Annotated in this window: 17 protein-coding genes; 4 read left to right on the top strand and 13 right to left on the bottom strand. The window is 65.3% G+C overall.

The features are described from left to right. Positions 1–53: 53 nt before the first annotated feature. Positions 54–458, top strand: coding sequence for a DoxX family protein (locus QTH97_RS19470; RefSeq protein WP_286570087.1), 405 nt, complete (start codon positions 54–56; stop codon positions 456–458). A 21-nt stretch (positions 459–479) separates the two neighbouring features. Here QTH97_RS19470 and def read toward each other — a convergent pair whose 3' ends face one another. The 5 genes from def to smc all read right to left on the bottom strand — a co-directional run bounded on the left by def (position 480) and on the right by smc (position 8214). Further along, positions 480–1019, bottom strand: a complete 540-nt coding sequence (def, locus tag QTH97_RS19465; protein WP_286570086.1) for a peptide deformylase — start codon at positions 1017–1019, stop codon at positions 480–482. 46 nt (positions 1020–1065) lie between these two features. Beyond that, positions 1066–1410, bottom strand: a complete 345-nt coding sequence (locus QTH97_RS19460) for a hypothetical protein (protein WP_286570085.1) — start codon at positions 1408–1410, stop codon at positions 1066–1068. Positions 1411–1484: 74 nt separating this feature from the next. Further along, entirely contained in the window at positions 1485–3578 is a 2094-nt protein-coding gene (gene ligA / locus QTH97_RS19455; protein ID WP_286570084.1) for an NAD-dependent DNA ligase LigA, read from the bottom strand. A 9-nt stretch (positions 3579–3587) separates the two neighbouring features. Then, positions 3588–4685: a cell division protein ZipA C-terminal FtsZ-binding domain-containing protein gene (locus QTH97_RS19450; protein WP_286570083.1), complete on the bottom strand. Its 1098-nt coding sequence runs from the start codon at positions 4683–4685 to the stop codon at positions 3588–3590. Between the two features lie 13 nt (positions 4686–4698). Next, positions 4699–8214, bottom strand: a complete 3516-nt coding sequence (gene smc, locus QTH97_RS19445) for a chromosome segregation protein SMC (RefSeq protein WP_286570082.1) — start codon at positions 8212–8214, stop codon at positions 4699–4701. 104 nt (positions 8215–8318) lie between these two features. On the opposite strand from smc, the gene QTH97_RS19440 reads away from it, so the two are divergent. Both QTH97_RS19440 and QTH97_RS19435 read left to right on the top strand, forming a co-directional pair. Continuing rightward, positions 8319–9074: a hypothetical protein gene (locus tag QTH97_RS19440; protein WP_286570080.1), complete on the top strand. Its 756-nt coding sequence runs from the start codon at positions 8319–8321 to the stop codon at positions 9072–9074. Further along, complete coding sequence (locus tag QTH97_RS19435) at positions 9074–10375, top strand: esterase/lipase family protein (protein WP_286570078.1); 1302 nt, start codon at positions 9074–9076, stop codon at positions 10373–10375. Before QTH97_RS19440 ends, QTH97_RS19435 begins: the two co-directional genes overlap by 1 nt. 4 nt (positions 10376–10379) lie before the next feature. On the opposite strand, the gene QTH97_RS19430 is transcribed toward QTH97_RS19435, so the two are convergent. After that, positions 10380–11750 carry a type II toxin-antitoxin system HipA family toxin gene (locus QTH97_RS19430; protein ID WP_286570077.1) on the bottom strand — a complete coding sequence of 457 codons (1371 nt, stop codon included), beginning with the start codon at positions 11748–11750 and terminating at the stop codon, positions 10380–10382. After that, on the bottom strand, positions 11747–12070 hold the full coding sequence (locus QTH97_RS19425; protein WP_286570076.1) for a helix-turn-helix transcriptional regulator: 324 nt from the start codon (positions 12068–12070) through the stop codon (positions 11747–11749). The genes QTH97_RS19430 and QTH97_RS19425 overlap by 4 nt, the downstream gene beginning before the upstream one ends. A 191-nt stretch (positions 12071–12261) precedes the next feature. On the opposite strand from QTH97_RS19425, the gene QTH97_RS19420 reads away from it, so the two are divergent. Next, entirely contained in the window at positions 12262–12954 is a 693-nt protein-coding gene (locus QTH97_RS19420) for a P-loop NTPase family protein (RefSeq protein ID WP_286570075.1), read from the top strand. On the opposite strand, the gene QTH97_RS19415 is transcribed toward QTH97_RS19420, so the two are convergent. From QTH97_RS19415 to QTH97_RS19390, 6 genes are read right to left on the bottom strand one after another with little or no spacing between them, the layout of a single operon-like run. After that, on the bottom strand, positions 12924–13460 hold the full coding sequence (locus QTH97_RS19415) for a disulfide bond formation protein B (protein ID WP_286570074.1): 537 nt from the start codon (positions 13458–13460) through the stop codon (positions 12924–12926). The genes QTH97_RS19420 and QTH97_RS19415 overlap by 31 nt on opposite strands. After that, the gene (locus QTH97_RS19410) at positions 13445–14536 is read right to left on the bottom strand and encodes a sulfate/molybdate ABC transporter ATP-binding protein (protein WP_286570073.1); all 1092 of its coding nucleotides are present in this window, start codon (positions 14534–14536) and stop codon (positions 13445–13447) included. The genes QTH97_RS19415 and QTH97_RS19410 overlap by 16 nt, the downstream gene beginning before the upstream one ends. Positions 14537–14548: 12 nt before the next feature. Beyond that, the gene (gene cysW / locus QTH97_RS19405) at positions 14549–15448 is read right to left on the bottom strand and encodes a sulfate ABC transporter permease subunit CysW (RefSeq protein WP_286570072.1); all 900 of its coding nucleotides are present in this window, start codon (positions 15446–15448) and stop codon (positions 14549–14551) included. Then, positions 15445–16338 carry a sulfate ABC transporter permease subunit CysT gene (gene cysT / locus QTH97_RS19400; protein ID WP_286570071.1) on the bottom strand — a complete coding sequence of 298 codons (894 nt, stop codon included), beginning with the start codon at positions 16336–16338 and terminating at the stop codon, positions 15445–15447. The genes cysW and cysT overlap by 4 nt, the downstream gene beginning before the upstream one ends. Next, the gene (locus QTH97_RS19395; RefSeq protein ID WP_286570070.1) at positions 16339–17340 is read right to left on the bottom strand and encodes a sulfate ABC transporter substrate-binding protein; all 1002 of its coding nucleotides are present in this window, start codon (positions 17338–17340) and stop codon (positions 16339–16341) included. It abuts the gene before it with no gap. After that, complete coding sequence (locus QTH97_RS19390) at positions 17337–17915, bottom strand: RBBP9/YdeN family alpha/beta hydrolase (RefSeq protein ID WP_286570069.1); 579 nt, start codon at positions 17913–17915, stop codon at positions 17337–17339. Before QTH97_RS19390 ends, QTH97_RS19395 begins: the two co-directional genes overlap by 4 nt. Positions 17916–18065: the final 150 nt, after the last annotated feature.

Genomic DNA, 18065 nt, shown 5'->3' with positions numbered 1-18065 from the left:
CGCTCCCTTATCGACCACAATCGCGCCTGTTTTTTCAACTGAAAGGCTTTCTCATGATCCGTTCCGACGACACCGGCAAACTCGTTCTGCGCCTCGCCCTCGGCATCCTGATCCTGTTGCACGGCATCGCCAAGATCACTGGCGGGGTCGGCGGTATCGCAGGCATGCTCACCTCGCACGGCCTGCCCGCGGCGCTGGCGTACCTGGTCTATATCGGCGAGATCGTTGCGCCCGTCCTGCTGATCGTCGGCATCTACACGCGGCCGGCAGCGTGGATCACGGTCATCAACATGCTGGTCGCCATCTGGCTCGTGCACCTCAAGGACATCGGATCGCTCGGCAAGACCGGCGGCTGGGCCCTGGAGCTCCAGGGCATGTTCCTGTTCGCCGCATTGGCGGTCGCCTTCCTCGGCGCAGGACGCTTCAGCGTCGGCGGCACCAGCGGCAAGTACAACTGAAGGAACTACAGAGGGGCGGCCTCAGTCGTCCTCGCTCGCATCGAGGCCTGGAAACAGGACCTCGGTGTAGCCGAAACGCGAGAAATCGCGCATCCGCATCGGGTACAGCTTGCCCAGCAGATGATCCACCTCGTGCTGCACGACGCGGGCGTGGAATCCACTGACGGTGCGGTCAATCGGGTCGCCGTACGGGTCGAAGCCCGTGTACCTGATGTTGGCAAAGCGCGGGACCACGCCGCGCAGGCCCGGTACCGACAGACAACCCTCCCAGCCCTCTTCTTCCTCGATGCCGATCGGCGTGATGACGGGGTTGACGAGGACCGTCCGCGGCACGATCGGCGCGTCCGGATAGCGCGGATTGACGGTGTCGGTACCGAAGATCACGACCTGCTGGTCGACCCCGATCTGCGGCGCAGCCAAGCCGGCGCCATTGACGACATGCATGGTCTCGAACATGTCGCGCACGAGCAGGTGCAGTTCGTCGGTGTCGAAGGCGGCAACCGGCTGCGCGACGCGCAGCAAGCGAGGGTCGCCCATCTTGAGGATTTCACGAATGGCCATCGCGGGATTATCGCGGTGGCACGGTCGCAGGACCCGGCTCTCGGCCCTATCGCCGTCCTCCGCGCCCCCCGTAGTAGCCAGGGCCTCGCGCATAGGCACCGCCGTAGTACCCGGGGCGGCCATAGTAGCCGCGACCGTAGTAACCCGGCCCCCAGTAGCCGGGACGCCCGTAGTAGCCGCCCCAGTAGCCCGGCCGGCCCCAATAGTTGCCCCAGTAACCACCCCAGCAGCAGCCACCGCCGATATAGACCGAGGGTGACACGACCACCGGTCCCGGCTCGACGTAGTACGGATACGCGCTGGTGTAGTAGGGACCCGGGGCGACGCAGCCACCCAGGAAAGCGGCAGCACCGAGGGCGATGCCGGCTGACAGAGAGCGAATTCGGATCATTCGAGCCTCCTGGGGTCATCCTGCCGTTCAACGAGCCGCGAGCGTCGCTGTTGACAGGGCAAGTCCGGAAAACCCTACGGTAGACCTTTTTCGAGGATCTCGAACAACCGGGCTTCATCGATCACCGCCACGCCCAGGTCGCGCGCCTTGTCGAGCTTGCTGCCGGCTTCGGCGCCGGCCACCACGTAGTCGGTCTTCTTGCTCACGGAACCGGCCACCTTGGCGCCGGCTGACTCCAGCTTGTCCTTGGCCTCGTCGCGGCTCAGTGTAGGAAGCGTTCCGGTGATCACGAAGGTCTTGCCCGCGAGCGGCTTGGGCACGCGCGCGGCGGGCTCGCCCTCTTCCCAATGCACGCCGCAGGCGCGAAGCTGCTCGACGACCTCGCGGTTGTGCGGCTGGTCGAAGAAGGTGCGCAGGCTGGTGGCGACCACCGGCCCCACGTCGTTGACTTCGAGAAGTTGCTCCTCGGTCGCGTCCATGATCGCGTCGAGCTTGCCGAAATGCTTGGCCAGATCCTTGGCGGTGCTTTCGCCGATGTGCCGGATGCCCAGGCCGAACAGGAAGCGCGGCAGCGTGGTTTTCTTCGACGCCTCCAGCGCATCGATGATGTTCTTCGCCGACTTGTCGGCCATGCGGTCCAGTCCCGCCAGGGTGCTGAAGCCGAGTTTGTACAGATCAGGCAGCGTGCGGATCAGGTTGGCGTCGACCAGTTGTTCGACCAGTTTGTCGCCCAGGCCTTCGATGTCGAGTGCGCGCCGCGCCGCGAAATGCAGGATGGCTTCCTTGCGTTGTGCACCGCAGAACAGGCCACCGGTGCAGCGGTAGTCGACCTCGCCCTCTTCGCGCAAGGCGTCGGAGCCACAGACCGGGCACCGGTGCGGCATGGTGAAGACCTGGCCACGCTGATCATCGGGCCTGGCCGCGCTTTCGGGCAAAACGCCGACCACTTCCGGAATGACGTCGCCTGCCCGCCTCACGATGACCGTGTCGCCCACTCGCACGTCCTTGCGTCGCGCTTCGTCCTCGTTGTGCAGCGTGGCATTGGTCACCGTGACACCGCCCACGAACACCGGCGCCAGCTTGGCGACCGGCGTGAGCTTGCCGGTGCGGCCCACCTGCACCTCGATCGCCAGCACCTCGGTCAGTTGCTCCTGAGCCGGGTACTTGTGCGCCACGGCCCAGCGCGGCTCGCGCGAGACGAAGCCGAGTTGCCGCTGCAATTCGAGGCTGTCCACCTTGTAGACGACGCCATCGATGTCATAGGGCAGCGCATCGCGCTGGCGTCCTGTCGTCTCGTGGAATGCGATCAGTTCGATCGCGCCTCGCGCTCGCGTGGTCTGTGTCGCAACCGGAAAGCCCCAGGCGTGGAACTGCTGGAGCCAGTCGAACTGCGTCGTGCAACCGGGCCCCCCCTGTCCGGGCGGCGTGACCTCGCCGAGGCCGTATGCGAAGAAGCTCAGCGGACGGGCGGCCGCGATCGCAGGGTCCAACTGGCGCACGGCACCGGCCGCCGCATTGCGCGGGTTCACGAACACCTTTTCGTTCTTCTGGCCCGCCGCGATCTTCTCGCGCTGGCGCTCGTTGAGCGCATCGAAATCGTCGCGGCGCATGTAGACCTCGCCGCGCACTTCCACCACCGGCGGGATCTCTGACGCCGGGCCCTGCAAGCGCAGCGGAATCTGCTGGACCGTGCGGATGTTCTGCGTGACCTCCTCGCCGATCTCGCCGTCGCCGCGCGTCGCGGCCTGCACCAGAACGCCGTTCTCGTAGCGCAGGTTCAGAGCCAGCCCGTCGAACTTGAGTTCGCAGACGTACTCGACTTGCGGCGCATCTTCGGCCAGGCCAAGCTCCTTGCGCACGCGCGCGTCGAAGGCACTCGCACCGGCGGGCGTGATGTCGGTCTCGGTGCGGATCGACAGCATCGGCACCTTGTGGCGCACCTTGATGAATCCATCGAGCGGCTTGCCACCCACGCGCTGGGTCGGCGAATCGGGCGTGCGGAGGTCGGGGTACTCGGCCTCGATCGCCTGCAGGCGCTGGAAGAGCTTGTCGTACTCGGCATCCGGCAGCTCCGGCGCGTCGAGCACGTAGTAAAGATGGGCGTGGCGATGCAACTGGTCGCTCAATGCGGCAGCTTCGCGAGCCGCGTCTTCGTGCTTCGTCGTCATGAGGGGCCCCTAGCTGAAGAGTCGACGAGCGAGCGGAGAACCTGCGGAAAGATCGCGCGAATCCAGCGTGTCGTAAAGCTGCTCGAGGTCGCCGCCGATCACATCCATGGTCTCGTCGCGCAAGGGCTGGCCATCGCTGTCGGTGACGACGCCGTCCATCTCGCGCGCGAGCGTGGCGGCGGCTTCGCGCATGCGCTCGAAAGGCCGCTCGCTGCGGTCGACCTGGGGCACGTCGAGGCTCAGCGTCAGTTCACGGATGGCGGATTGCGCCGGGTCATCTGCCAATGCGGCCTGCGTGTCGAAGGACAAGCCCAGGATCGGTGGCAATCCGACCTCGCCTGCGGGCAGCACCATGCGCCCCGGGATGATGCCGGCCACGAAGCCCAGCCGCGCGGCGTTCTGCTGCACGTAGCCCGGGCTCCACGCGGCATGCCGTGCGCGCAGCACGAAACCGAGTTGAGCGTCATGCGAACTCGCGAACTGATCGAGTTCGCGAGCCCGCCCGACTTCGTCGAGCATTTCCGGGAATTCCGGCGCTCCGTTCACGGCATCGGCAAAGGCCTGGGCCTTGACGACGAATTCGGAGTACTCGATCTCGTTGAGCGCGCCAGTGCGGTTGGCCAACTGCACGCCAACCTGAAATGCACCATAGCGCTGCCCAGGCACCGCCGGCTCCCACTCGCCCGTGTGTTCATTGAGGCCTTCCACCGCGACCGGCTTGCTGCCCGCACGACGCGTGGCAGGCATGGCCGCGATGGCGGCGTCGCCCGAGGCAAGTCCGTCGAGTGATACCGGTGCGATCACGTCAATCAGCGGGTCGAGGCCACCGCGGCGGTCTGCCGAGGGCACGGACAACGCAGATGGCGCAGGGAGGTCCGGGTCGAACAACGGCTCATGCCGCTCGTTGCCGGGCACCTGATGCGGATCGACGTGAAGCACGGGCTCCTGGTCGCCCTTCTGTTGCGGGAGGTCGGAGTCGGGCGGCTCGCTGTCCACGGCATCGGGCTGACGGGGTGCGTTCCGATGCGAGGTCCAGGCGTTGTAGCCGACCACGGTGGCAAGGACGAGTCCGCCAAGAATGGCGAGGGCGACGGTAAGGCTGCTCATGGACCGCGTCGACTCAGGCTGCCTCGACCATCGAGACGGCCGATTCCATGTCCACGGCCACGATGCGCGAAACGCCCTGCTCCTGCATGGTCACGCCAATGAGTTGTTCGGCCATTTCCATCGCGATCTTGTTGTGGCTGATGAAGAGAAACTGGGTTTCGCGGCTCATGGCAGTCACGAGCTTGGCGTAGCGTTCCGTGTTGGCGTCGTCCAGCGGCGCATCCACTTCGTCCAGCAGGCAGAACGGCGCGGGGTTGAGCTGGAAGATCGCGAACACCAGCGCGATGGCCGTCAGCGCCTTCTCGCCGCCCGAAAGCAGGTGGATGGTCTGGTTCTTCTTGCCCGGAGGCTGCGCCATCACCTGCACGCCGGAGTCGAGGATCTCGTCGCCGGTCATCATGAGCTTGGCGTTGCCGCCGCCGAACAGTTCGGGGAACATGCGGCTGAAGTGCTCGTTGACGATCTTGAAGGTGCCGCCGAGCAGGTCGCGGGTCTCGGCATCGATCTTGCGGATCGCGTCTTCGAGCGTTCCGATGGCCTCGTTCAGGTCGGCCGACTGGGAATCGAGGAAGGTCTTGCGCTCGCGCGCCACGCTCAGTTCGTCGAGCGCCGCGAGGTTGACGGCGCCGAGCGATGCCACTTCGCGGTTCAGCCGATCGATCTCGCCTTGCAGGCCGGTAAGCCGCACCTTGTCGGTTTCGATCGACAGCGCAACCGCTTCGAGATCGGCTTCGGCGTCGGTCAGCAATTGCTGGTACTGCTCGAAGCCGAGGCGCGCCGCCTGTTCCTTCAATTGGAACTCGGTGATGCGCTGGCGCAGCGGGTCGAGCTCGCGCTCCAGTTGCAGGCGGCGTTCGTCGCTGGCGCGCAGCTTGATCGTGAGGTCGTCGTACTGGCTGCGCGAAGCGCCGAGCGCGGATTCGCGTTCGAGCTTGAGCGACAGCGCATCCTGCAGGCCGGCCTGCGCCGCCGCGTCGGACAGTCGACCCAACTCGGCACGGGCGCGTTCGTCTTCCTCGTTCAGCGACACGCTCTGCTGCGAGGCCGTCTCGATGGCACGGCTGAGTTCGCCGCGGCGCGCTTCGAGGGTGCGCTGCGCAAAGGTCGCCTCCTGCGCCTGGCGCTCCAGGCCGCGATGCTGTTCGCGGCTCGCTGCCAGCGCGCGACCGGCCTCGATCACGCGTTCGTCGAGCTGGGCGTGGCGCTCCTGGCTATCGGCCAGCTGCATGTCCAGCTCTTCAAAACGCGACTCGGCCGCGACCCGCCGTTCCTGCAATTCCTCGAGCTGCGCGACCACTTCGCCGAGATCGTTGGACAACTGCTCGCTGCGGGCCCGCGTCTGCTCCGCCAGTTGCGAGAGGCGCAGTGTCTCGACTTGAAGCTCGTGGGCACGCGATTGTGTGTCGGCGGCCTCGCGGCGCGCCGTGACGAGGCGCTGGGCGGCGTCGCCGTAGGCAGCCTCGGCGCGCGCGAGCGCGGTGCGCGACTCGTCGGCGATGAGCGTCTGGGCGCGCAACTGGCGCTCCAGGTTTTCCATTTCCTGCTGACGGGCCAGCAAACCGGCCTGCTCCGAGTCCTGGGCATAGAAGCTCACGCTGTGCGCGGTGACGGCATGCCCGCTCTTGACGTAGATCACTTCGCCGGGCTGGAGCTTCTCCCGCTGCGCGAGCGCGTCCTCCAGCGTCTCTGCCGTGAAGCACCCATGCAGCCATTCGGCCAGCAAGGCCTGCTGGCCGGCATCGCTCAGGCGCAGCAGATCGGACAGGCGCGGCATCGTGGCGGGGCCCTGCGGCACGCCGGCCACCGGCGGCGAATAGAAGGCCAGCTTGGCCGGCGGTGCATCGCCACCGAAGGCGCGGACCATGTCGAGTCGGCTGACTTCGAGTGCGCCGAGTCGCTCGCGCAAGGCGGATTCGAGGGCGTTTTCCCAGCCCTGCTCGATGTGGATGCGGCTCCACAAGCCTTGCAGGCTTTCGAGGCCATGCTTCGCGAGCCAGGGCGCAAGCTTGCCGTCGGTCTTGACCTTTTCCTGCAGTGCCTTGAGCGCTTCGAGCCGCGCCGAGAATTCGGCATGGCGTGCGCCTTCCGTGTTGACAGCCTGCTGGCGCGTGCGGCGGTCGTCGTCGAGCTGCGGCACGGCTTCCTGCAGATCCTGCAACCGAGCGTCGGCTTCGGCGGAAGCTTCCTGTGCTGCAGCGAGTTGCTCCCGGAGATCGCTCAGACGCGCTTCGTCAGGCGCCGCCAGCGCGTTCTGGTCGCTGCGCAGGCGTTCGGCGCGCTGGTTGAGTTGGCGACTTTGTTCTTCGATATTGCGTTGGTCTGCCGCCAGGACCTGGATCTGCTGCTGAACCTGCCCGACGGTCGCACGCTGGGCATTGGCCTCGTCCTGTGCGCGCTGTTGTGCGTCCTCCAGCTCCGGCATGCGGGCATCGTGCTCTTCGAGCTGCGCGGCCAGCAATTCGGCTTGTTCCTCGGCGTTCACGCCCTGGCCGGCAAGCGTCTCGATCTCGGCTTCGGCGTCCTCGCGGCGGGCACTCCATTGCGCGATCTGCTCGCGCAGCTGGACGAGTCGCTGTTCCACCCGTTGGCGGCCTTCGACCACGAAGCGGATCTCGCCTTCGAGCCGGCCGACCTCCGCGCTGGCCTCGTACAGCTTGCCCTGCGCCTGGTTGACCTGGTCGCCAGCGGCGTAGTGCGCCTGCCGCACTGTTTCGAGTTCGGCCTCGATATGGCGCAGATCGGCGGTGCGCGATTCGAGGTCGTTGATGGCTTTCTCCGCGTCGGCCTTGATGCGGCTCTGGTCGGATTCGCTTTCGGTGCGCTTCAGGAACCAGAGCTGGTGCTGCTTGCGCGTGGCATCACCGGTCAGCGCGTTGTAGCGCGCGGCGACCTCCGCCTGCTTCTCCAGCCTTTCGAGGTTGCTGTTGAGTTCGCGCAGGATGTCTTCGACGCGCGTGAGGTTCTCGCGCGTGTCGCCCAGGCGGTTCTCGGTCTCACGGCGGCGTTCCTTGTACTTGGAGACGCCGGCCGCCTCTTCGAGGAAGAGCCGCAATTCCTCGGGCTTGGATTCAATGATCCGGCTGATCGTGCCCTGGCCGATGATCGCGTAGGCGCGGGGGCCGAGGCCGGTGCCGAGGAACACGTCCTGCACGTCGCGCCTGCGCACCGGCTGGTTGTTGATGTAGTAGCTGGAATTGCCGTCGCGCGTCAGTACCCGCTTGACAGCGATTTCCGCGAATTGCGACCACTGGCCGCCTGCCCGGTGGTCGGCGTTGTCGAAAACGAGTTCCACGCTCGATCGGCTCGCCTGCTTGCGCGTGGTCGTGCCGTTGAAGATGACGTCCTGCATCGACTCGCCGCGCAATTCGGAAGCACGCGATTCGCCGAGCACCCAGCGCACGGCATCCATGATGTTCGACTTGCCGCAACCGTTGGGCCCGACCACGCCCACGAGTTGGCCCGGCAGCAGGAAATTGGTGGGTTCGGCGAACGATTTGAAGCCGGAAAGCTTGATGGAATTGAGACGCACGGCGGGTCAGCCCTAAGGCAAGGTGTTGATTTGTAAGGAGATTTCGCTGGCCTGGACCCGGAAGATCGGCCGCCACCTGAGGCGAGGATGATAACGTGCGAGCCATGAGCGAGACCCCCGTTTTCCCTGCCTCCCGACGTCGTGTCTTGCTGCTCGCGACGGCCGTTGCGACTATCGGCGGGGCGGGATGCGCCTCCACCGAGCGCGCCGAGCCCTACGCCAACAACGAATGGCTGCAGACGGGCAGCAATCGCATCGCCAATCTCGCGTTGCGCGACAACCTCCAGTCCGTTCGGCGGGTGCAGGTGTCGCTGTACCGGCGCAATCCGCGTGAATGGCGAAAGTGGGCCGACATTGCGGACGATGCGATCAAGCGCACCTGGGATTCCGTCTCGCAGGAAACCGCCCTGCCTCAACTCCGAGGCGCGACGGGCATCGACGCCATCCGGCTGGCCTTCGAGACGACCGGCCCGAAGCCCTACGAGGGCGATCGCGTCGCGGCGCTGGTGGTCGGCTGGGCCTCGCTGCTCAAGCAGGCCAACGGCAACACCTGGGAGCAGACCATGCTCGACGGGGTGAACGCCGAGAACAGCTTTCGCGCGGCGCGAAATATGGAGATCTCGCTCTGGCTCATCGGCTCCAGGACGGGCCCCGATGGTCAACCCCTGCTGCTGGCAACCGAAATCAGCGAGCGCGGGCGCAACCTGGTCGTGGATCGCGAACTGTCCAAGGTGGTTGCCCGACTCGATCTGCTGGCCGCTCAGGCCGATGAAAAGTACCGCCGGGCCGCGCTCGACTTCAGCCAGAACTGGTTTCTGGGTAGTCTTGGTCCGTTCTTCTCGATGGTGCCCAGGAACTGATGCCGACGATCGCTGCCCACGGTCTTTCGCATGCACTGCGCATTGCGCTGATTGCGCTTTGCGTGATGGCCAGCGGCTGCGGCCTCCTTCAGGCCGACCGGCAAATGAGGCGGCTGGACGCGGCGGTGTACTTCACCGGCATCGCCGAGACCGAGAAAGAGGCTCGCGGCCCCATCGTGGTGGTGCTGTACCGGCTCGGCGCCACGCCGGAGCCCGTTTTCCTCGACGTGATTCCGAGAAGCCGAGGTGTCTACCACCTGGCAGGCCCACCGGGGCAGTACGGGATCCTGGCCTTCGAGGACGTCGATCGCGACATGGCGTACGGCAGCGGCGAGCCCGCCGTGCTCTACGAAGGCACCGCGCTGAGCATCGATGCCGTCGACGATCCGCCCACGGCGGCGAAGGGACTTGGTCACATCAGGATTCCATCCATTGCGACCACCAAGGCCCTGCCGCCTGTCTTCGACGAGGCCTATGCTGCACTCGTGCGTCGACGCAACGAGGGATTCGGCGCACAGGCCGCCATCGATGAAGGCCGATTCGCGCCTAGCCGGGTGCGCGAAGGACTGTTCCAGCCCCTTCGATTCGTCGAGGAAGGCCGCGCCGGGCTCTTCATGCTCGAACCCTACGATCCGAAGCGGATCCCGGTGATCTTCGTGCACGGGGCCGGCGGATCGCCCCGCGATTGGGAACACGTCATCGACAAGCTGGATCGAACGCGCTTCCAGCCGTGGGTCTTCTTCTACCCCTCGGGCTTTTCCATCGGCCTCTCGGCCTTGTTCCTGAACAACGCCGTCGACGAGCTTCACTACCGGTATGCCTTTCCCACCAGTGTCGTCGTTGCGCACAGCATGGGAGGACTGGTGACCCGCGGCGCATTGAACATCATCGTTCGCGAAGGTCGCGCGCCGCCGGTGCATCACGTGGTGACGATCTCCACGCCGTGGCTGGGGCACTCGGCTGCGCGCTGGGCGGACATCGGGCCGACGCGCGTCCCCGGATCGTGGCTCGACATGGCGCCCAACTCACCGTACCTGAGCGAGCTGATGGTCGTCCCGCGGCCGGCCGACATCCGGTACACGCTGTTCTTCGGCTTCGGCGGCCATTCGCGCTTCGTCTCCGGCAACAACGACGGCGCCGTGTCACTGGACAGCGTGCTGGCGCCCGACATTCAATCGCGCGCAGATTTCATCTTCGGCTTCGACGAAGACCACATTTCGATTCTCCGGTCGAGCGAGATGGTCGACATGCTCATGCAGCGCTTACGCGACGAAGCGAGCCGGCTGCCGGCACTCCGCTGAGGGACTAGAACCATGCCGCGTCGCGATGGCGCTTGCGCCATGACACGACGCTGGCATTGGATTCGATGTGCTCGGCCAGTCGCGCCCGGTGGACAGGCGCGAGCGGCAGCGCCTTCAACAGGCCGGGCCAGTTCTTCATCGCCTGGTCGACGCAGTCCGAGACGACTTCGGACAGGTGCTTTTCGGGGATGTCCCACGCGTTGGCAAGCTGGCGCAGCGTGCTGGGCGTCAGCAGGCTTCTGTCCTTCTGCCCGGGAAAGAACTGCAAACCGTGCCCCGACCCCTTGAAATACACGCCGTAGGCGACGATGTCATAGGCCTTCGATAGTTCGGGCCTGGTCCGGCCGGGTGGGTAGACCAGGCTGAAGTTCTTCAGGTGCGCGTCATAGTTGCCCAGCAACTCCGAGACCTTGATGCGTCGCAACAGCTCGGCCACGTCGGCCTCGCCCTTCGCCGAGCGACGCTTGAGCAGCAGCCCGATGGCCGCGTAGGTGCCTGAATACTTGTACTCGGACGGCGTGCCCGTGACTTGCGCGAAATCCTCCATGTGCAGCCGTCGAGTCTCGGTATCGACGTCGCGGTCGAAACGCGACACCAGCAAGAAGTTGCGCTCGTCCTTCTGGAGTGCGTAAGGCAACTGGTCCGCGATGGCCGAAAGCGGTTGCAGCGATGCCTCGCAGGTGTTCACGCCGGCGGCAGCGGCCAGCTTCAGCGAGCTGTATTCGACCTCGGGGAGCCGGTCGTATTCGGCCGTCGGCAGCTTGCCGATGAAGTGCCTTTCATCCGATCGCCTGGAGCGCATCACGTAGCGCCCCGGCCCGCCCCGCACCAGCGCCATCTTGGGCTGCACGCCCGAGATCGAGGTCTGCTGCGGGGTCGGCACCTGCCCTGAACTCATCTCGTAGCTGTCGCGGCTTTGGCCGATCAGGCGTCCGAGCGCGCGCTCCTCCAGCGTCTCCGCGTCCGCCCAGACGTCGCCGGGAAGATCGCCTCCACAGGCTGCCAGCAGCCCAAGTTCGTCATTCACTTCCAGGCCGAGGTCCCCGACCAGCTGCCTGCGCAGCGGCCCCTCGGGAAGCAGGTTCTGAAAGAAAGGCGGCAGGCCGAACTTGCCGTCGCCGCGATTGACGTCGAGCGTCGGATCCAGCAGTTGCGCCACGGTGGCGGCCTCGGCCTCGGCGATCGCCTGCGCGACTCTCTCGCTGCTGCCCGAGATGACCGGCGCAACCACGTAGAGCTGCGACAGGACAGGCCGCGCGGGGTTCTTGGCGTACTCGTCGTCGAACCGGAAGTACACCCGCCCGTCGTCGAGCCCGAACAGCGAGCCGACGTCGGTCCTGCCCCGCCGGATTCGCAGTGACCGGACGACGCTCATCGGGTAGGCCTTGCCGGCGGGCTCCTGCGGGACCTTGGCATGAGACTTTCGACCTCGTCCTGCAGGCCCGTGGATTTGGCGTCGGCGTCGCCACGGGTCAAGGCAGCCACTTCCTGGGGGACGAATTGCATCTCCAGCTCGAGCGTTCGGAGCAGCGCCAGCAGGGTGTTGAGTTCGACGTTGCCGCGCCCGGCCTCCAGCGCGCCGAGGGTGTTCCGGGAGATGCCGGCCTTCAGCGCCAGTTCGGAGGCCGTCATGGCCCGATCCTTGCGCGCCTGACGCAGAAAGCGGCCGATCTCAGCCAAGGTGCCCATGATCATCAAATTATGCAAACGTTAGTGATGCAAAACATATTGTGCACAAATGCGCCGGCTCTCAAGTCAGTTTGCATATTAACTTAGGCACAAGCCAGCCCTGCCCAATCAAAGGTGCAAATGCGGATAGCGACTGTCGGCCACGACTCGGCCCCTAGAATGAATCGCACATTCCAACCCATTCACCCAGGAACCTCATGAGCTCCATCAATTTCATCGGCGGCGAAAAGGGCGGTGTCGGCAAGTCGGTCACGGCACGGGTTCTGGCGCAGTACTTCATCGATCACAGCAGGCCCTTCGTCGGCTTCGACACCGATCGCTCGCACAGTTCCTTCACCCGTTTCTACGAGGGCTTCGCCTCGCCGGTGGTGGTGGACAGCTTCGAGGGCCTCGACACGGTTGTGAACGGCTTCGAAACCAATCCCCAGCAAAGCGTGATCGTCGACCTGGCGGCGCAGACGCTGGCGCCGCTTTCACGGTGGATCAAGGAATCCGACCTGTTCGACGTGTTCGATGAACTCGGCGTGGCCGTCAACTTCTGGCATGTGCTCGACGACGGCAAGGATTCGAGCGATCTGCTGGGCGTGCTGATCGACACCTTCGGCAATCGGCCGAACTACATCGTGGTGCAGAACTATGGGCGCGGGAACGACTTCGGCCTGCTGCTCGGTTCGCAGTCGCTCAGCAAGGCGACGGCGAACGGTGCTCGCGTCATCGCCCTGCCCCGGCTGCACGACGCCAGCATGCGCAAGATCGATGCGCGCAACACGAGCTTCTGGAAGGCGGTCAACGACCGCGAAGGACCGCACGCGCTGGGTTTGCTGGAACGCCAGCGCGTGAAGACCTGGCTGGCGACCGCCTACGCGGCCTTCGACACCCTGCCGCTCTGACGCGAGGGGCGGAACAGCAGGACCAGCAGCAACACCGCGAACACGGTGAAGGCAATGAAGGACCAGTTTGCGATCGACAGGCCGAGAAAGGTCCAGTCGATCTGCGAGCAATCACCGGCGCCGCGAAAGATCATCGGCAAGGCGCGTTGCAGCGGAAACGTCTCGATCATCCCGTAGATGTCGCGACCGCAGGACACCACTTCCGGCGGATGCCATTGCAGCCAGCTCTGGCGCGCGGCGGTGTAGGCGCCGCCGACGGCCATGACGAGCCCCAGCAAGGAGCCTGTCACCTGCAGTCCCCTGCGGCTGCTCGCCGCCGCGAGGCCCGCGAAGACGGCGACCAGCACGAGCGCGTAGCGCTGCACGATGCACATCGGGCACGGCTCCAGGCCAACCACGTGCTGCAAATACATGCCGAAGGCGAGCATCGCCACGCATGCAGCACATATCAGCGCGAACGCGCGCCGAGGCGCACCAAAATACCAATCGATCACGGCGAAACCCATTCTTCAACGAACACCCGGGCCTTGCGCGGCGTGGCGACGACGGTGTCGCCTTCCTTCAGGCCCAGGTCCCGGAACTGTTGCGCAGGGAGTTGCGCTTCGATGATGGTTCCGGAGCCCGGATTATCTGGATTCGATTCGACCGGCTCGAGTTCCAGGCGCGCGATGGGGCCTACGACGATGGCGCGACTCAAGGTCGCGACGATGCCCGTCGCGCCGGCCGTGTAGCGCTCGACATTCAGGTCGTGCGGACGCACATAGGCCAGCGCCTTGCCGTCGCGGAATGCGCTCTCCTGCGTGTCGATGCGAATGCCTTCGACGTGCACTTCCCCCTCGTGCGCGCGGCCGTGGAACAGGTTCACATCGCCGAGGAAACCGTAGACGAATGGGCTTGCGGGATGGTCCCACACGTCCTGCGGAGAGCCGACCTGCTCGACGCGGCCGCTGTTCATCAGCACCACGCGATCGGCCACTTCGAGCGCTTCTTCCTGGTCGTGCGTGACGAAGATGCTGGTGACGTGCAACTCGTCGTGCAGGCGGCGCAGCCAGCGGCGCAGTTCCTTGCGAACCTTGGCGTCGAGCGCGCCGAAGGGCTCGTCGAGCAGGAGCACCTTGGGTTCCACCGCCAGCGCGCGCGCCAATGCGATGCGCTGGCGCTGGCCGCCGGACAACTGCGACGGATAGCGGTCGGCCAGCCAGTCGAGCTGCACCAGTTTCAGCAGGTCGTGCACCTTGGACTTGATCTGCGCCTCGCCCGGCCGCACGCTGCGTGGCTTGACGCGCAGGCCGAAGGCCACGTTCTCGAAGACCGTCATGTGGCGGAACAGCGCGTAGTGCTGGAACACGAAGCCCACCTGGCGTTCGCGCACGTGCACGTCAGTGGTGTCCTCGCCCGAGAACAGGATGCTGCCGGTGTCCGCGGTTTCCAGACCCGCGATGATGCGCAACAGCGTGGTCTTGCCGCAGCCCGAGGGGCCGAGCAGTGCGACCAGTTCGCCCGACGAGACGTCCAGGCTCACATCGCGCAGCGCGTGGAAATCACCGAACTGCTTGCTGACGTTGCGGATTTCGATACTCATGATTTCTCTCTTTCAGGTCGCGACGGCCGTCGGTCGTTCCGGCGGCAGGTCGGCGATGGCCTTCATCTCGCGCTCATGACGCCATTCGACGAAGGACTTGATGACGAGCGTGACCAGCGCCAGGATCGCTAGCAGCGAAGCGACCGCGAAGGCAGCGACGGACTGGTATTCGTTGTAGAGCACCTCCACATGCAGCGGCATGGTGTTGGTCTGGCCTCGGATGTGGCCCGACACGACCGACACCGCGCCGAACTCGCCCATGGCGCGCGCGTTGCAGAGAATCACCCCGTAGATCAGCCCCCACTTGATGTTGGGCAGCGTCACGCGCCAGAAGGTCTGCCAGCCGGTCGCACCCAGCACGATCGCGGCCTGCTCCTCCTCGGTGCCCTGCGCTTGCATCAGCGGGATCAGTTCGCGTGCGATGAAGGGAAAGGTCACGAACACGGTTGCCAGCACGATGCCGGGCACGGCGAAGATGATCTTGATGTCATGCGCCGCGAGCCACGGCCCGAACCAGCCCTGCGCGCCGAACACCAGCACGTAGATCAGGCCCGCCACCACGGGCGACACGGCAAAAGGCAGATCCACCAGCGTCGTGAGGAAGGCCTTTCCGCGGAACTCGAACTTGGCGATGGCCCAGGCGGCCGCGATGCCGAAGACGAGGTTCATGGGCACCGCGATCGCGGCCGTCAGCAGGGTCAGGCGGATGGCGCTCCACGCATCAGGCTCCTTCAATGCATCGACGTAGGCGCCGAAGCCCTTGCGCAATGCCTCGGCCGCGACCGCAGCGAGCGGAAGCACGAGGAAGAGAAACATGAAGGCCAGTGCGATGCCGATCAGCGTCCAGCGCACCCATGCCGATTCGGTCGTTCCCGCCTTCTCGCGGCGAATGGTCCTGGCGTTCGCACTCATGAGGAGGCTCCCGAGCGACGACGCTGCCATGCCTGCAGGCCGTTGATGACCAGCAGCAGGATGAAGGAGATCACCAGCATCACCAGCGCCACTGCAGTCGCACCCGCGTAGTCGTACTGTTCGAGCTTGCCGATGATGATCAGCGGCGTGATCTCCGAGATCATCGGCATGTTCCCGGCGATGAAGATCACGGAGCCGTACTCTCCGATCGCACGTGCGAAGGCCATCGCGAAGCCGGTCAGCAGCGCCGGCATGATCGAGGGCAGGATCACCTTGGTGAAGGTCTGCAGGCGCGTCGCGCCGAGACTTGTCGCGGCTTCTTCGAGTTCCTTCTCGGTGTCTTCCAGCACAGGCTGTACCGTGCGCACCACGAAGGGCAAGCCGATGAAGATCAATGCAATCACCACGCCCGCGGGCGTGAAGGCCAGCTTGATGCCCATCGGCTCGAGGAACTGGCCGACCCAGCCATTGCCCGCGAGCAGCGCGGTCAGCGAAATACCGGCCACGGCCGTGGGCAATGCGAACGGCAGATCCACCAGCGCATCGACGATCCGCTTGCCCGGAAACTTGTAGCGCACCAGCACCCAGGCGACGAGCAGGCCGAAGACGAGATTGACCAGCGCGGCGATCAGCGAAGCGCCGAAGGTCAGTCGGTACGAAGCCATGACGCGGGGAGCCGTCACCGCCACCCAGAACTGCTCCCAGCTCATCGTGAAGGTCTTGAAGACCAGCGCCGACAGCGGAATCAGGACGATCAGGCTCAGGTAGAGCAGCGAATAACCGAGCGTCAGGTGGAAGCCCGGCAGCACACGCCGGGACACCCCTGTGTTGCCCGCACGCGCAAGCGGCGCCGCCGTGGACGGCAGCGCCGAGGAAACAGCACCGCTCATTTACTTGCCGCCAGGCGTATAGAGCTTGTCGAACTGGCCACCGTCATTGAAGTGCACCTTTTGCGCTTCGCCGAGGCTTCCGAACAGTTCCTGCACAGTGAAGAGTTGCACCGGCTTGAAAGTTGAAGCGAACTTCTTCAGAACGGCTTCCGAGCGCGGACGCAGCGCATGCTTGGCAGCGATCTCCTGCGCCTCGTCGGAATACAGATAGTCGAGGTAGGCCTTGGCGAGTTCGCCGGTGCCCTTCTTGGCGACAGTGCGCTCGACCACCGCGACCGGGTTCTCGGCCAGGATGCTGATGGACGGATACACGGCATCGACCTTGCCGGCGCCGAATTCGCGATCGATGGAAACCACTTCGGATTCGAAGGTGATGAGCACGTCGCCGATGTTGCGTTGCAGGAAGGCCGTCGTCGCGTCGCGGCCGCCGCGGGCGAGGATCGGCACGTTCCTGAACAGCTTGCCGACAAACTCCGCCGCCTGCGCGTCGGTGCCGCCCTTCTTCTTCACGTAGCCCCATGCTGCGAGGTAGGCGTAGCGGCCGTTGCCGCCCGTCTTCGGGTTGACGATCACGACCTGCACCCCGGGCTTGATCAGGTCATCCCAATCCTTGATGGCCTTCGGGTTGCCGTTGCGCGTCAGGAACAGCATGGTCGAGGTGGTGGGCGCGGCGTTGTACGGAAAGCGCTTGGCCCAGTCCTTGGCGACGACGCCGGCATTCGCGAGGAATTCGATATCGGTGGTGGTGTTCATCGTCACCACGTCGGCTTCCAGGCCGTCGGCGACGGCGCGCGCCTGGGCGCTGGAGCCGGCATGCGACTGGTCGATCTTGACTTCCTTGCCCGTGGTCTTCTTGTAGTTGGCGACGAAGGCGGCGTTGTAGTCCTTGTAGAACTCGCGCGCGACGTCGTAGGAAACGTTGAGCAGGCTGGTCTGGGCCGAAGCGGCACCGGTGGCGGCGAGCACCAAAGCGCCGAGGATCGTCTTGATTCTGGAAGTCATAGAGTTGCCAAAGGTTCGAAATTGCGACGGCCGTCCATGAGCGTGGTCGGCTCGTCCGTCAAGGATTGGAGCAGTGCCAGGCCCAAAGGCCAGTCGCCGTGCCCGGATTCGATGTTGATGTGGCCGGCATTCTGCATCCGAACGAATTCGCTTCCCCAGGCGCGGGCATAGGCGCCGGCCAGTCGGACAGGGCAATACGGGTCGTTGCTGCTCGCCACGACGATGCTGCGGTACGGCAGTTTCGCGTGCGGCACGGGCGCGAAATCGGTCAGCACCGCGCGGCGTTCTGGGTCCGCCGGTGCGACCAGCAGCGCGCCGCTGATGCGCGCCGCGGCAGTTTCGGACAGGTGCGTGGTCGCGATGCAACCCAGGCTGTGGGCGGCGATGACCACCGGGCCCGGGCTCTCGAGGATGAGTTTTTCGAGCGAAGCGACCCATGCTGCACGGGCGGGCGTGATCCAGTCGTCCTGCTCCACGCGCACTGCGCCCTGCATCCGCTCGGCCCACAGGCTTTGCCAATGGCCGGGGCCGGAGTCGCGCCAGCCCGGCACGATGACGATGGTCGGTCGTGTCACGCGCGCTGGATGAAGTTGAGGGCGATGTTGCCGGGTCGCAGGGTCGCCATGGTCGCTCTTGAAATGGATGGGAACCGGCGATTCTCCGAAGCATTGCTTCAATGACAAACGAATATCTACTTGTTTGAATATGGTGTTTTGCGCATAAGG

Source organism: Variovorax gracilis, assembly GCF_030317115.1.
GTDB classification, from domain to species: domain Bacteria; phylum Pseudomonadota; class Gammaproteobacteria; order Burkholderiales; family Burkholderiaceae_C; genus Variovorax; species Variovorax gracilis.
This window is presented reverse-complemented; position numbering and strand designations above follow the sequence as displayed.